Source organism: Vreelandella zhaodongensis, assembly GCF_013415115.1.
Lineage (GTDB): Bacteria > Pseudomonadota > Gammaproteobacteria > Pseudomonadales > Halomonadaceae > Vreelandella > Vreelandella zhaodongensis.
Genome location: NZ_JACCDD010000001.1, coordinates 233,506 through 247,589 on the forward strand (window position 1 = coordinate 233,506; position 14,084 = coordinate 247,589).

The following is a 14,084-nucleotide window of genomic DNA, read 5'->3' on the forward strand; positions in this document are numbered from 1 at the left end:
TGCGTCGTGATATAGCGCTTGCTTGGGCCTTCATCGTTTCGCAGGATTGTTCACATGACCATCGCTGACCGCTGGCTGTTGCCCGACGGCATGGATGAGGTGCTGCCGCCTCAGGCAAGCCGCATGGAAGAGCTGCGCCGTGCGCTGCTCGATCTTTACCATCGCTGGGGCTATGACCAAGTAATGCCACCGCCGGTGGAGTTTCTGGACTCCTTACTTACGGGTACCGGTACCGATCTCGATCTTCAGACCTTCAAGCTGACTGACCAGCTAACTGGCCGAATGATGGGGGCTTCTGCGGATGTGACTCCTCAAGTAGCGCGTATGGACGCGCATTCACTGAAGCGTCAAGGCCCCGTACGGCTGTGCTACTGCACGAATGTATTGCGTGCAAAAGCGGATCAGCATCAAGGCGGACGCAGCCCGGTACAGGTCGGTGTCGAGTTATTTGGTCACGCTGGTTTAGAGTCGGACAGTGAGATTATCCATTTAGCCCTGGCCAGCTTAAAAGCGGCAGGTGCTGATGAAATTCATTTGGCGCTTGGCCATATTGGTATCTATCGAAGCTTGGTCGAGGCAGCGGCACTCAGCAGTGAGCAAGAGAGTGCGCTCTTTGAAGCATTGGCGTTAAAATCACCAGGACAATTGGCGGCGCAAGTTAACGCCAGTGTTAGCGACCCAGTGTTGGCGGATATGCTAATGGCGCTTGGCGAGCTACATGGCGATGCAAGCATCCTGTCCGATGCGTATGAGCGCTTTGCAGGTGCACCAGCGCCCGTTAAGGCGGCGCTTGATCAGCTACAAGCGCTTTATAAGGGCGTGTTGGCACGTTTTAATGTGTCGCTCTATTTTGACCTAGCGGAGCTGCGTGGTTATCAATACCACACTGGCATGATGTTCGCTGCTTATGTGCCTGGCTATGGACATGCGCTTGCAAAAGGTGGACGCTACGATGATACGGGGCGTGCATTTGGACGAGCGCGGCCTGCGACTGGCTTCTCCATGGATTTAAAACAACTGGCATCACTGGCGTTGGCTTCACCTAGCCAGGGTGCTATTTGGGCGCCTGCCCAAGAACAAGAGTCGCTTAACGCTGCCATCGCTGCGCTGCGTGAGCAGGGTGAACGTGTGATTCAAGCGCTGCCTGGGCAGCGTACTGGGCCGGCGGAGCACAGTTGTGACCGCCGTCTTGAGTTTATTGACGGTCGTTGGCAGACAACGGCCCTGACACAAGAGACGAGTGCATAATGGGTAAGAATGTCGTAGTCCTGGGTACCCAATGGGGTGATGAAGGCAAAGGCAAAATCGTTGACCTGCTTACTGAGTCGGCATCAGCGGTGGTGCGCTTTCAGGGCGGTCATAACGCAGGCCACACCTTGGTGATTGAAGGCGAAAAAACGGTTCTTCACCTGATTCCTTCCGGCGTACTGCGTCCAGGTAAAACCTGCGTGATCGGCAACGGTGTTGTATTGTCGCCTGAAGCACTGATCAAAGAGATCCGCGAGCTGGAAGATAAGGGCGTGCCGGTACGAGAGCGCCTGCGCTTGTCTCCTGCTTGTCCGTTGATCCTGCCTTACCACGTGCGCTTGGACCAGGCGCGCGAGAAAGCGCGCGGCGTCGCTAAAATCGGCACCACAGGCCGTGGTATTGGGCCTGCTTATGAAGACAAGGTTGCGCGTCGTGGCTTGCGTCTGGGCGATATGCTGCATCGTGAACGTTTTGCTTCCAAGCTTGGCGAAGTGCTGGACTATCACAACTTTGTGTTGGTGAACTATCACGGTGAACCTGCCGTGGACTTCCAGGAAGTGCTGGATACTGCCATGGAAATGGCAGAAGAACTGCGCCCGATGGTGTGTGATACCGTCAGTATGGTTCATGATCTGCGTAAAGCGGGCGAGAACATTCTATTTGAAGGTGCCCAAGGCTCGTTGCTGGATATCGATCACGGTACTTACCCCTTCGTGACTAGCTCCAACACCACGGCGGGTGGTACGGCCACAGGCTCGGGCGTTGGCCCGCTTTACCTGGATTACGTGTTGGGTATCACCAAAGCCTATACTACCCGTGTTGGTTCTGGTCCATTCCCGACCGAGCTTTTTGATGATCACGGTCGCCACTTAGCTGAGCGCGGGCATGAGTTCGGCGCGACAACAGGCCGTCCACGCCGCTGTGGCTGGTTTGACGCCGTAGCGTTGCGTCATGCGGTACAGATTAATTCGGTCTCTGGTATCTGCTTAACCAAGCTGGATGTTTTGGATGGCCTGGAAAATATCCGTGTGTGTGTCGGTTATCGCAGCAAGGATGGCGACGTGCTGGATAATCCGGTGGACTCAGAAGGCTACGAAGCCGTTGAGCCGCTGTACCACGACTTGCCAGGCTGGAAAGAATCTACCCTAGGAGCCAAAAAGGTTGAAGACCTGCCGGCTAACGCACGAGCTTACATTAACTTCTTAGAAGAGCAGGTAGGCACGAGCATCGATATTATTTCAACCGGCCCTGACCGCGTGGAAACCATTGTTCTGCGTAATCCGTTTGACGGCTAAGTAGTGCTCATCCATTGATAATTGAGTAGTTGAAATAATTGAGTAGTTGAAAAAAGGGGCGATTAATTCGCCCCTTTTTTGCTTTGTGCAGCTATATCGGTACTAAAAGTCTATGCCGCGCCGTGCTTGTATACCGTTGTTAAACGCGTGCCGTACTTCTTGCATCTCTGTCACTGTGTCCGCCATCGCCACCAAGTCTCGGTGAGCATTGCGCCCAGTAATAATCACCGTTTGCTCCTGTGGGCGGCTGATAAGTGCCTGCTTAACCGTATCAATATCTAAATAGCCGAACTTCAGCATATAGGTGATTTCGTCCAGTACAACCAAGTAGGTATCTGGATCAGCAAGCATTGCCTCGGCCTCTTGCCATACTTCCAGGCAGGCCTTGGTGTCCGCTTCACGGTTCTGAGTGTCCCAGGTAAAGCCAGTGGCCATAATGGCAACCTTTAGATTGGCATCCTCTTCGAGCCGGTTGCGCTCACCGCACTCCCACAAGCCTTTAATGAACTGTACAACGCCCACTTTGTAACCATAGCCAAGCGCACGAGTGACGGTGCCCCAGGCCGCTGTTGTTTTACCCTTGCCATTGCCGGTGTTCACTAGCAACAAGCCGCGCTGTTCGGTGGCGTTAGCGACTTTTTCGTCTACTCGGGCTTTGAGTTTTTCCATCGACGCTTTATGACGTGTATCTCGATCGCTCATGGGTGCGTTTCCGTAGGCATGTGATTAATCCAGTGATAGCTAGGGTAATCCATCCAGCGGCAATTTAACATTGCTAAGGTTAAGTTCTGTATAGCTATCGAGAGGTTCTGTTTAAGTTTTTAAGGTGCTGAGATTATAGGGGATGTGACACATTATTTAAGAGAATTGGCCGGTTGGGGGCTAGCTGCTCTAGAATAGTGGGTCATGTCTTACTAGGAATTATGCCATGCCCTCTTTTGATATTGTGTCAGAGTTCGACCAGCACGAAGCATCCAATGCCGTTGATCAGGCAAACCGTGAAGTACAGACACGTTTTGATTTTAAAGGTGTCGATGCCAGCTTTGCCTTAGAAGGTGAAAAAGTGCAGCTAGAGGCAGAAGTAGACTTCCAGCTTAAGCAAATGATTGATGTGTTGCGCAACCGTCTGATTGCCCGTGGTATTGATGCCCGCTGCATGGATGTTCAAGACTCAGTGCTCTCTGGCGTGAAAGCGCGACAGGAGATTGTGCTTAAGCAGGGGCTTGACCAGGCGGAAGCAAAAGACGTGGTGAAGCGTATAAAAGCCAGCAAGTTAAAAGTACAAGCTCAAATTCAAGGCGAAAAGGTTCGCGTTACAGGTAAAAAGCGCGATGATTTACAGAGTGTGATGGCGCTACTACGAGGTGAAGAAGGCCCAGAGCTACCCCTGCAATTCGATAACTTCCGCGACTAACCTTCCAGGCAAGTAGTTAGGATAATCAGTTCTTATAAACAGTTCTTATAAACAGCAATATGATGACGCAGCGCGTGCGCTGCTCATCCTTAATTGAAACGCTTACAGGAGTCACGCACTATGTCTGATCCGCAGCCGGTTTATTTAAGCGACTATCAGCCGCCCGCCTACCAAGTTACCCATACCGAGCTGACGTTTGATCTTGACCCTACCACGACCCGTGTCAAAGCAAGACTTCGAATGGAGCGCCACCCAGGCACTGATTCAAAGGCACCGTTAGTGCTGAACGGTGAGCATTTAACGCTGATATCACTGGCGATAGATGGCAACCCTTTGTCTGATACAGCGTATCAGCTAACGGATGAAGCGCTGTACATAGAGGAGGTGCCAGAGGCTTTCACTCTGGAGAGTGAAGTAGAGATTGCGCCCAGCAGTAATACGGCGCTGGAAGGGCTATACCTGTCTAATGGCATGTACTGCACCCAGTGTGAAGCGGAAGGCTTCCGCCGGATTACGTATTACCCAGATCGTCCCGATGTAATGGCGACTTTCAAAGTGACTGTGATTGGCGATGCAGAGGGCGAGCCGGTGCTGCTCGCTAATGGTAATCCCGTTGATCAAGGTACCCTGGAGAGCGGGCGGCATTTTGTGACCTGGGAAGATCCTCACCCTAAACCCTGTTATCTGTTTGCACTGGTCGCCGGTGATTTGCACAAGGTAGAAGACGTCTTCCAGACGATGAGTGGTCGCAATGTCACGCTGCAGCTGTGGGTCGAGCAAGAGAACCTCGATAAGACAGAGCATGCGATGGCATCGCTTAAACGCGCCATGACGTGGGACGAGCAAACCTATGGCCGCGAATACGATCTAGACCTGTTTATGATTGTAGCGGTGAATGACTTCAACATGGGGGCGATGGAGAACAAGGGACTTAATATCTTCAACTCCGCTGCAGTGCTGACACATCCGGACACTGCAACGGATACCACCTTCCAAAATGTCGAGGGCATTGTGGCCCATGAATATTTCCACAACTGGTCGGGTAATCGCGTTACGTGTCGTGACTGGTTCCAGCTCTCCTTGAAAGAAGGCTTTACGGTTTTTCGTGACCAGTGTTTTTCGGCAGATACCAACTCGGCTCCCGTTAAGCGCATTCAGGACGTGTCGTTTTTCCGTACCGCTCAGTTTGCCGAGGATGGTGGGCCAACAGCACACCCTATTCGGCCAGACCACTTTATTGAGATCACCAACTTCTACACCCTGACAATTTATGAAAAGGGTGCTGAAGTCGTACGTATGCTTTGTAACCTACTGGGTTGGGAAGACTTCCGGCGTGGATCTGATCTTTATTTCGATCGCTTTGATGGCCAAGCCGTCACGATTGAAGACTTCATTGGCTGTATGGCAGAGGTGTCTGGCGCAGATCTAAACCAGTTCATGCGCTGGTACTCCCAGGCGGGAACACCTGAGATCGATGCCCATGGAGAGTACGACTACGTGAATGCGGCGTATCACTTAACACTGCGTCAGCGTACCCCCGCCACGCCAGGGCAGCCGGATAAGCTGCCGCTGCATATTCCCGTGCGTATGGGGCTTGTTGGCACCAAGTCAGGGCAGGATCTCACCTTAACTCTGGAAGGCGAAAAGCTGGGTAAGGACGCTGTGATCCATCTCACCGAAGATGAACAAACCTTTGTCTTTGCGGATGTTGCGGAAGCCCCTGTCCCTTCATTGTTACGGGATTTCTCTGCCCCTGTGAAGCTACACTTTCCCTATTCACGGGAAGACTTGGCGTTTTTGCTGACCCACGACAGCGATGGTTTTAACCGTTGGGATGCTGGGCAACGACTTGCCATGTTGGCACTTGATGATCTGATCGCCGCACACCGTAACGGCGTGGAAAAGGTCATGGATAGCCGTGTTGTTGAAGCGTTTAGAACACTGCTTACCGGATCGATGGACGACAAGGCTGTGTTGGCTGAGATGCTGACGCTACCGTCGGAAGCCTACATCGCTGAGCAACAGCCAATCGTTGATGTTGACGCGATTCATGCGGCTCGCGAATTTGTCCGTCAATCGCTGGCGGTGGCGCTTCGCGATGAGTTTGTCGGCGTCTATAAGGCCAACGTGAGTGATGAGCCCTATTCGCCAACGCCTGAGCAAATTGCTCAGCGCAGCCTCAAGAATGTAGCGCTGACGTATTTGATGTCGATTGAAGATGAAGAGGGGGTTGCACTGTGCGAAGCGCAGTTTGCGGCGGGGCATAATATGACCGATGTGCGTCATGCGCTCACTTTACTGTCGCATAGTGATCGTGACGACCTGGCGTCACCTGCTTTGAAAGCATTTGGCGAAAAGTGGGCCCACGACCCGCTGGTTATGGATCAGTGGTTTACCATACAAGTCACTCGCCCACAGTCAGATGTGCTCGATCGTGTGCAGTACTTAATGCAGCATCCTGCATTTTCAATTAAGAATCCGAACAAAGTGCGTGCGCTGGTCGGTGCGTTTGCGCAGAATCGCGTTAATTTCCATCGTTTAGATGGTAAAGGATATGCGCTGTTAGCGGATGTGGTTATCGAGCTGAACCGCCTTAACCCGGAAATAGCAGCACGATTGATCACGCCGCTAACACGCTGGCAGCGCTTTGATGAAGAGCGTCAGCAGTTAATGCGCGCCGAACTTCTGCGCATTAAGCAAGAGCCGCTTTCATCTAACGTGTTTGAAGTTGTTGAGAAGGCGCTGGCATAAGGTATACCAGGGCACTAACCATGGAGAGGGAATGCGTCGGTGACAGATTCACAACAGCACTATTTACTGATCGTTAACGGTAAATCTTCTGGTAACCCGGCGCTACGCGAGGCTGTTGAAGAGCAGCGCAAGACAGGGATGCACATTACCGTCCGTTCAACCTGGGAAGGTGGTGATGCCGCTGAATTCGCCGCCCAGGCGGTCGAGCTGGGCGCATCTCGGGTAATTGCCTGCGGTGGCGATGGCACCGTTAATGAGGTGGTCAATGGGCTTATGCGGATTGCTCATGATCAGCGCCCCGCATTAGGTATTGTGCCGTTAGGCAGTGCTAATGATTTTGCGACATCTCTTGGCTTGCCGCTGGAGCCAGGGCCTGCTTTAGCGGCTACCCGAGAATTATCGTCTGCGCCTATTGATGTGGTTAGAATGACCGCAGAGTCAGGTGCCAAAAAAACGACCAGCTACTACATCAACATGACAACCTGTGGTTTTGGCGCTGAAATTACCTCATCGACCCCGAAGATGCTCAAGCGTATGTTGGGGGGAGGCGCCTACTCCCTAATGGGGGCTTTAAAGGCATGGCGGCATCGTAGCTATCGGGGCACGTTGCATTGGGGAGGCCAGGAGGAGGACGCATTGTTGTTACTTCTGGCGTTGGGCAATGGCCGCCAATCCGGCGGGGGGCAAGTGTTAGCGCCCAGAGCAAAGCTTGACGATGGTCGCTTGGATGTGCTGCTGGTTAAGGATTTTTCGTCAGTGTCGGAGCTGCCGACACTGCTTGGCGAATTACAGCGCTTCCCCGCAGAAGGGCGCTATGTGCGCTATTTTACGGTCAACCAACTGTCCGTGACCACGCAGCAGGATGAAGAGCCCTGGCCGTTAACACTAGATGGTGAGGCGCGCCGCTATGAACGATTTTGTGTCGACGTCGTACCTCTTGCCTTAAAGGTGCTACTGCCGGAAGGGTGTTCGCTTCTCTCCGCAAATGACCGACACTGATATTATTAGTTAATTACACAGCTAACCAAGGAGCATAATCAGATGCTAAATAGAAGACTATGGATACCCGCATTGGCCAGCGCAGCGCTTTTGCTAAGCGCTTGTGGAGATAGCCAAGAGGAGGCGACTGTTCCAGCTGAAGATAGCGCACCTTCAGTGTCTGATGATGATGTTATTCAAAATGACGAGGCGCCAGCTGCTGCAGAAAACGCAGCAGACATGCCCAGCCCTGAGGAAATTGAAGATGACGTGGAGGCACGCCAAGCGGCAGAGCAGCTAGATGAAGCCGAGGCGTTGAGAAGTGAGGAGGAGGCTGACACTGACGCATTACCCGTAAGCGGTGAAGACGTTCAGGCAGGCGACGATACCCTGGCTGCTGACCCAGAAGATGCGCTTGATGAAGCAAGTGCTATGCCGGGGGAGACGACGCGCTCGGATGTGGATGATGTGATCGCTGAAACTGAACGCCGTTTTGAAGAAGCGCAGCGGCGGCTGGATGAGCAGTTCCAAGAAGTGGAGCAGCAGGCACCTGTTTTGGAGCCAATGGAGAGCGAAGAGTTCTCTACTGATTGGGAGACAGACAGCAGCCTTCCGGATAGCCCTCGTTTAGAAGATGACCTTGAAGCAGCAGATGTCGATGCGCTAATCGAAGATACTGAGCGTCGCTTCGAAGAAGCTCAGCAGCGCTTAGAGCAACAGTTTGAAGAGATTGAGCAAGGGCGCTCGGTTGATGGCGAGTTGAACAACAACCGCACTGAAACGGAGTAAGTAACAGAGTCCTGCGTAACCGTGTTTTAGATTAACCATCCTGCAAAAAATAAGGCCCGCAATAGCGGGCCTTATGGTCATTCGCCGAGCATTACACTGGACGAATGTTGGAAGCCTGAAGGCCTTTTTTACCCTGCGTCACTTCAAAGCTGACTTTCTGACCATCTTGCAGGGTCTTGAAACCTTCAGCTTGAATTTCGGAGAAATGTGCAAACAAGTCGTCACCACCGTCATCGGGAGAGATGAAGCCGTAACCTTTAGTTTCGTTGAACCACTTGACAGTACCAGTTGCCATCGTTCATATCCTTAACGTGCTTAATAATAGCGAACACTCATTTTGAGTGCGCGCAACCCCAATGTAGAAGCAAATGCTCTCGTCGTCCAGGCGTTGAGTTAATAATCTTTAACCTTTTGCGAGTGTCTGCCATGCTGCAAATTAGCTTCATCGACGCACAATTTGTGCCCTTTCTAATAGCGATAACGTTGCTATCGGTGAGCCCTGGCGTCGATACGCTACTCGTCATTCGTAATACTGCGCGTGGCGGAGTTCGTGATGGCGTAGCGACGAGTTTAGCTATTTGCTGTGGGTTGTTTGTGCATGCCACGATTTCAGCATTGGGGATTTCGCTTATTTTACTGCAGTCAGCATGGGCGTTTCATATGCTGAAGCTAGTAGGTGCGGCTTATTTGATTTGGCTCGGTGTCAACAGCTTGCTCGCAGCGCGACGAGGAGTGCCTTTGCCTGTTCAGGGTATGTTGGAAAGAAGTTCTCCTGTGCCCTTCTGGCAACCGGTTAAAGAGGGACTGCTTTCTAACGTGTTGAACCCTAAAACTGTCGTGTTTTATATGGCGTTTTTGCCTCAGTTTATCGCGCCTACTGACCCCGCCTTGTTGAAGTCATTGTGGCTGGCAGGGGTGCACTTCGTCATTGCCAATGTCTGGCAAATTAGCGTGGTGTTAATGGTGGGGGGGGCAACTAAGTGGCTGGCTAGTGCTCGCTTTGCGCAAACGCTAAATGCGGCGACTGGGGCTGTTTTGGTGTTGTTTGGTGTGCGCTTAGCATTAGAGCAGCGCCCAGTATGACTGGGCGCTGCTAGTCTGCGGCCGTCGTGTTTTATCGGCGAGCGAGTAGAGCTCGGTCATAGCGTACGGTTTGCTCGTTGTCGCTGAGCAAAGAAACGCCTTCGCTGTTACCACCGTTAGCTAAACTTTCAAAAATGACGCGATAACTCAGTACAGCCTGCACGTAGTCGCGCGTCTCACGGAAGGGGATGCTTTCGACAAATAGGTCAAAGGATTCCATGTTGTTGCCCAGCCATTGATCCACCCGGCCAGGACCTGCGTTATACGCCGCAGCAGCGGCTAAACGGTTGCCTTGGTAGCGCTCAAGTTTATCGCGTAAGTAAGTGCTGCCTAAACGGATGTTGAGTTCAGGTTCCAGAACGCCGTAGGGGCCAGGGTCATTAAGCCCTAGTTGGCGGCTTACTTGGCTTGCTGTGCTGGGCATTAGTTGCATCAGTCCCCGGGCTCCCGCAGGTGAGAGCGCGTCGGGGTTGTAGGCACTTTCACGACGAGTGATTGCCATCAGTAGGTAGGGGTCGACACCGGTGAGCCGGCCCCAGTGCAAAAAGCTATCGCGGTATGCAGCTGGGAAGCGCCAATCCAACGCGTCCCACATTTCGCCAGCAATGGTGGTTTGCACTAAGCGCGCATGCCATTGCTGTTGAGCAGCATAATCAGCCAGCGCCCGCGCCTGGTAAGAGGAGCTGTTCCGAACAGCATGTAGCCACTCACTGTTGGCTAAGCCGTCTTCACCAATGCGCATGAGTGCCTCGGTGCGTTGTACGGCAGGGAGGAGTGCCGTATGTCCCCGAGTGATTTCATCAAAATGATTGCGCTCTAGATTGAGTTGATAAGGCTGGTTGAGTTTTTCTGCGGCGGCAAAGCCGTAGAAGCTTCGATCCGAGGCGGCCTGTTGATAGCGTGCCATCGCAGCATCATGGTTGCCCAGCTGCTCATTCGCTCTGGCTAGCCAGTACTGCCAGCGGCTTCTCTCTTGTTGACTGGCAGGCATTTCAGCGATCCAATGCATGACATCGGCCCACTGCCGCTCAGCCAGTGCACGCCGTACCCTCAGCTCTAACACGCGTTCGCTATCTAGTGAGGGGAGTACGCTATCAACCCAGCTAAGCGTGCCGGGGGCGTTGCGAACGAGTGCATAAAACGCCAGCTCTTCTTCAATGACTTGCTGGTCAGAAGGTGGGAGGTTGAGCCGCGGTGCTATCTGTTGCCATGCACTAAAGGCCGCGGGGGTGTTTTCTCGCGTATAGCGCTGCATTGCTGCTTTATAGAAAGCCGCGCTGGCTGCGCACTCTGGCCCTAGGCATGAGGGTGCCGAGGTTAATGCGGCACTGTCACTAGTTACCTTGCCTACCGTTTCAATTGCTGTTTGCCACTGCCCGCTAAGTAGTCCGTCCAAATAGTTGCTCAGACGTTCTTCTCCAGCCTGCCAGGCAAGCATTTTACGCTCCCAGATGGCGGTGGCATTGATGGTGCCATCGCTGCGTAAACGGCTAAAAAGTGTATTACAGGCATCCGGTTGAGAGCTGCCTACTCGCCACAGCCCAAGGCCCGCAGCTCGGGCTTCCTCGGGAGCTCTATCTAGCAACGCAGTGTAGTAGTAGCACTGGCGAGCCGTGCCCGAGGGTTCACCATCGGCGACCGCGAGCAGATTATCGAATTGACCAGCACTGCCATATCGTTCAATTGCCTGGCCACGCATCCATTCTGCCAAGGGAGAGTCAGAATGTTGTCCAATAAACTGTTGTACTTGGCTAGGTGGAATGTGTGGCAGCTGGCTGCGTAAGCGGTGGTAGTCCACATAACCACTGAGAATATGTCCCTCGATCGCACGTTCATCGATTTGTTGCCACTGTTGTTGGCGAGCTGCTTCCAACGCATCCCGCATCGCGCTGTCAGACGTTGCCCAGGAGGCGGTAGGTAAGCCTATCAACGTCGCAGCACACAGGCTGCGAAGGGTAGAACGAAATGGCGAAGCCTGCATGGCACTTCCTCTTGCTCGCTAGTGGTATGAAAAGCGCTATAGTGAACTATAGGGGCAAACAATGTTCTGACAAGCATGACACTTGGAGAATTCAATTACGATGGCACGATTATCTACGTGGTGGTTGTTTCGTCGACTTAAAACTCGCTTATGGGCAATAAAACGTATTGGTAGAGCACTGGCACTGTTTTTGCCGATGACACGCGATGTGTTGCGGGGAGATTTTCGCCCCATTCCTTGGTCTGCCTTTGGCATGATGGCGCTGGCCTTGGCTTATCTTGTCATGCCTTTTGACTTGATCCCCGATTTTCTGGTGATTATTGGCTTAGTTGATGATGTATTAATCATAGGTTGGCTATTGAATCGCATAGATCAGCGGCTTTCTGATTATCGCGCATGGAAAGACGAAATCTGTAATTCGACGGCATCTCACCATTCACCTTCTTGAAATCCCTCTGTTTATCCCCATATTGAGTCCATAACCTTTTCCGCACCTGCCTGCGTTAGGCAGGTGCAGCAAGCAACACGTGATCAATGAGGGCTAAGCGCATGACAACTGCGACCCACGAAGAGACTCTTGGCTTTCAAACGGAAGTTAAGCAGCTACTGAATTTGATGATTCACTCCCTGTATTCCAATCGGGAGATTTTTTTGCGCGAGCTGATTTCTAACTCAGCCGACGCCTGTGACAAGCTGCGTTACGCGGCACTTGATAACGATGCGCTTTACGAAGGTGATAGCGAGCTGCGCATCGAAATCGAGCATGACCGTGAGGCCAACACCATCACGTTGCGCGATAACGGCATTGGCATGAACCGTGAGGACGTGATTGCTAACCTGGGTACTATTGCGCGCTCGGGAACCGCAGAGTTTCTTAAGCAGCTCTCTGGCGAGCAGCAGAAAGACGCTAAGTTGATTGGCCAGTTTGGGGTTGGTTTCTACTCTGGGTTTATCGTGGCTGATGAAGTGGCTGTTCGTACCCGCAAGGCGGGCACTGACGCCTCAGAAGGGGTTGAGTGGCGTTCAAAAGGCGAGGGTGAGTTCACTGTTGCTGACATTGAGCGCGATATGCACGGCACTGAAATCACACTACACCTTAAAGATGACGCCAAAGAGTTCGCCGACGACTACCGCCTGCAAGGCCTAGTGCGCAAATACTCCGATCATATTGAAGTGCCGGTGCGCATGCCGAAAACCGAAACGGCGAAAGATGACGAAGGCAACGATATTGAAGGCAGCGAAATTACCACGTGGGAAACGGTTAACGAAGCAACCGCATTATGGGCGCGCCCGAAAAGCGATGTCACTGAAGATGAGTACAAGGCATTTTACAAGCACGTTGCCCACGATTTTAGCGACCCGTTGACCTGGAGCCACAACAAGGTAGAGGGCAAGCTTGAGTATACTAGCCTGCTGTACGTGCCGGGCCGTGCACCGTTTGATATGTTTGATCGTGACGGCGCTCGTGGCGTTAAGCTTTATGTTCAGCGTGTGTTCATTATGGACGACGCAGAGCAGTTCCTGCCGCTTTATCTGCGCTTTATCAAGGGTGTGTTAGATACCCGCGACCTCTCTTTGAATGTTTCCCGCGAACTGCTTCAGCAAGATCCTAAGGTTGATAAAATCAAAGGGGCGCTGACCAAGCGCGCATTGGATATGCTCAAGAAGCTTTCCAAAGACAGTGAGCAGTATCAAACTTTCTGGAACACGTTTGGCAGCGTGCTGAAAGAGGGGCCGGGTGAAGATGTTGCCAACCGCGATAAAATTGCTGGCTTGCTTCGCTTTGCTTCAACTCATACGGATACGGCGGCTCAGGAGCATGCGTTGAGCGAGTACGTTGAGCGCATGAAAGAAGGCCAAAAGAAAATCTATTACGTGGTGGCTGATAGCTTCAATGCGGCGAAAAACAGTCCTCATCTTGAGATTTTCCGTAAGAAAGGTATCGAGGTGCTGCTGCTCTCAGACCGGGTTGATGAGTGGTTAATGAGCCACCTCACCGAGTTTGATGGCAAATCATTTGCCGATGTGGCTAAAGGCGAGCTAGACCTGGGCGACGTAGAAGACGAGCAAGAAAAGAAAGCCCAGGAAGAGACGGCGAAAGCGAAAGAAGACCTGGTTAAGCGCGTAAAAGAGGCACTGAGTGATGGCGTGCAGGAAGTGAAAATCACCCATCGACTCACCGACTCACCGGCTTGTGTTGTACTGCCGGAGCATGAAATGGGCTATCAGATGCGTCGCATTATGGAAGCGGCAGGGCAAAAAATGCCAGAAGTAAAGCCAATTTTAGAGCTCAATCCTGACCATGCTTTGGTAGCGCGTTTGGAAAATGCGGAAGGCGACCTGTTTGGCCAGTTAGCACATATTTTGCTGGACCAGGCGATTATCGCTGAGGGGGGGCATCTCGATGACCCTGCCGCCTATGTTAAGCGGCTTAACACGGTATTAACTGTCTAAAATGAGTATGTGATGACCGATGCGGCCCGTTTGGATACCCAAGCGGGCCGCTTGTTTTAGTCAAGATGATGATAAAGTAATCGGTAAACGT

General features: G+C 52.4%; 12 protein-coding genes. 9 read left to right on the forward strand and 3 right to left on the reverse strand.

Going from position 1 to position 14,084, the window contains the following annotated elements; genetic code table 11:
• Positions 1–54: 54 nt before the first annotated feature.
• Entirely contained in the window at positions 55–1,248 is a 1,194-nt protein-coding gene (locus HZS79_RS00965) for an ATP phosphoribosyltransferase regulatory subunit (RefSeq protein ID WP_179926845.1), read from the forward strand.
• On the forward strand, positions 1,248–2,543 hold the full coding sequence (locus HZS79_RS00970; protein ID WP_179926846.1) for an adenylosuccinate synthase: 1,296 nt from the start codon (positions 1,248–1,250) through the stop codon (positions 2,541–2,543). Before HZS79_RS00965 ends, HZS79_RS00970 begins: the two co-directional genes overlap by 1 nt.
• 102 nt (positions 2,544–2,645) lie before the next feature.
• Here HZS79_RS00970 and cobO read toward each other — a convergent pair whose 3' ends face one another.
• A complete protein-coding gene (gene cobO, locus HZS79_RS00975) occupies positions 2,646–3,245 on the reverse strand; it encodes a cob(I)yrinic acid a,c-diamide adenosyltransferase (protein WP_179926847.1) in 600 nt (199 codons plus the stop codon).
• A 226-nt stretch (positions 3,246–3,471) separates the two neighbouring features.
• On the opposite strand from cobO, the gene HZS79_RS00980 reads away from it, so the two are divergent.
• The 4 genes from HZS79_RS00980 (at position 3,472) to HZS79_RS00995 (ending at position 8,475) form a co-directional block, all read left to right on the forward strand.
• A complete protein-coding gene (locus tag HZS79_RS00980; RefSeq protein ID WP_179926848.1) occupies positions 3,472–3,957 on the forward strand; it encodes a YajQ family cyclic di-GMP-binding protein in 486 nt (161 codons plus the stop codon).
• A gap of 120 nt (positions 3,958–4,077) precedes the next feature.
• Positions 4,078–6,708, forward strand: a complete 2,631-nt coding sequence (gene pepN, locus HZS79_RS00985; protein ID WP_179926849.1) for an aminopeptidase N — start codon at positions 4,078–4,080, stop codon at positions 6,706–6,708.
• 39 nt (positions 6,709–6,747) lie between these two features.
• Complete coding sequence (gene yegS / locus HZS79_RS00990; protein WP_179926850.1) at positions 6,748–7,707, forward strand: lipid kinase YegS; 960 nt, start codon at positions 6,748–6,750, stop codon at positions 7,705–7,707.
• A 42-nt stretch (positions 7,708–7,749) separates the two neighbouring features.
• Positions 7,750–8,475 (forward strand): prolipoprotein diacylglyceryl transferase, encoded by a 726-nt coding sequence (locus tag HZS79_RS00995; protein ID WP_162217518.1) that lies wholly within the window; start codon positions 7,750–7,752, stop codon positions 8,473–8,475.
• A gap of 91 nt (positions 8,476–8,566) precedes the next feature.
• Here HZS79_RS00995 and HZS79_RS01000 read toward each other — a convergent pair whose 3' ends face one another.
• The gene (locus HZS79_RS01000; protein ID WP_009721950.1) at positions 8,567–8,770 is read right to left on the reverse strand and encodes a cold-shock protein; all 204 of its coding nucleotides are present in this window, start codon (positions 8,768–8,770) and stop codon (positions 8,567–8,569) included.
• A 131-nt stretch (positions 8,771–8,901) separates the two neighbouring features.
• Between HZS79_RS01000 and HZS79_RS01005 the strand changes: the two genes are divergently transcribed.
• A complete protein-coding gene (locus HZS79_RS01005; protein ID WP_179926851.1) occupies positions 8,902–9,558 on the forward strand; it encodes a LysE family translocator in 657 nt (218 codons plus the stop codon).
• 31 nt (positions 9,559–9,589) lie between these two features.
• On the opposite strand, the gene HZS79_RS01010 is transcribed toward HZS79_RS01005, so the two are convergent.
• Entirely contained in the window at positions 9,590–11,539 is a 1,950-nt protein-coding gene (locus HZS79_RS01010; RefSeq protein ID WP_179926852.1) for a transglycosylase SLT domain-containing protein, read from the reverse strand.
• A gap of 100 nt (positions 11,540–11,639) precedes the next feature.
• Between HZS79_RS01010 and HZS79_RS01015 the strand changes: the two genes are divergently transcribed.
• On the forward strand, positions 11,640–11,987 hold the full coding sequence (locus HZS79_RS01015) for a YkvA family protein (RefSeq protein ID WP_179926853.1): 348 nt from the start codon (positions 11,640–11,642) through the stop codon (positions 11,985–11,987).
• Positions 11,988–12,088: 101 nt separating this feature from the next.
• Positions 12,089–13,993 (forward strand): molecular chaperone HtpG, encoded by a 1,905-nt coding sequence (htpG, locus tag HZS79_RS01020; protein WP_162217522.1) that lies wholly within the window; start codon positions 12,089–12,091, stop codon positions 13,991–13,993.
• Positions 13,994–14,084: the final 91 nt, after the last annotated feature.

Coding starts and splice junctions, on each gene's coding strand:
- HZS79_RS00965 (WP_179926845.1), top strand. CDS start 55: ATGACCATCGCTGACCGCTGGCTGTTGCCCGACGGCATGGATGAGGTG.
- HZS79_RS00970 (WP_179926846.1), top strand. CDS start 1,248: ATGGGTAAGAATGTCGTAGTCCTGGGTACCCAATGGGGTGATGAAGGC.
- cobO (WP_179926847.1), bottom strand. CDS start 3,245: ATGAGCGATCGAGATACACGTCATAAAGCGTCGATGGAAAAACTCAAA.
- HZS79_RS00980 (WP_179926848.1), top strand. CDS start 3,472: ATGCCCTCTTTTGATATTGTGTCAGAGTTCGACCAGCACGAAGCATCC.
- pepN (WP_179926849.1), top strand. CDS start 4,078: ATGTCTGATCCGCAGCCGGTTTATTTAAGCGACTATCAGCCGCCCGCC.
- HZS79_RS00995 (WP_162217518.1), top strand. CDS start 7,750: ATGCTAAATAGAAGACTATGGATACCCGCATTGGCCAGCGCAGCGCTT.
- HZS79_RS01000 (WP_009721950.1), bottom strand. CDS start 8,770: ATGGCAACTGGTACTGTCAAGTGGTTCAACGAAACTAAAGGTTACGGC.
- HZS79_RS01005 (WP_179926851.1), top strand. CDS start 8,902: ATGCTGCAAATTAGCTTCATCGACGCACAATTTGTGCCCTTTCTAATA.
- HZS79_RS01010 (WP_179926852.1), bottom strand. CDS start 11,539: ATGCAGGCTTCGCCATTTCGTTCTACCCTTCGCAGCCTGTGTGCTGCG.
- HZS79_RS01015 (WP_179926853.1), top strand. CDS start 11,640: ATGGCACGATTATCTACGTGGTGGTTGTTTCGTCGACTTAAAACTCGC.
- htpG (WP_162217522.1), top strand. CDS start 12,089: ATGACAACTGCGACCCACGAAGAGACTCTTGGCTTTCAAACGGAAGTT.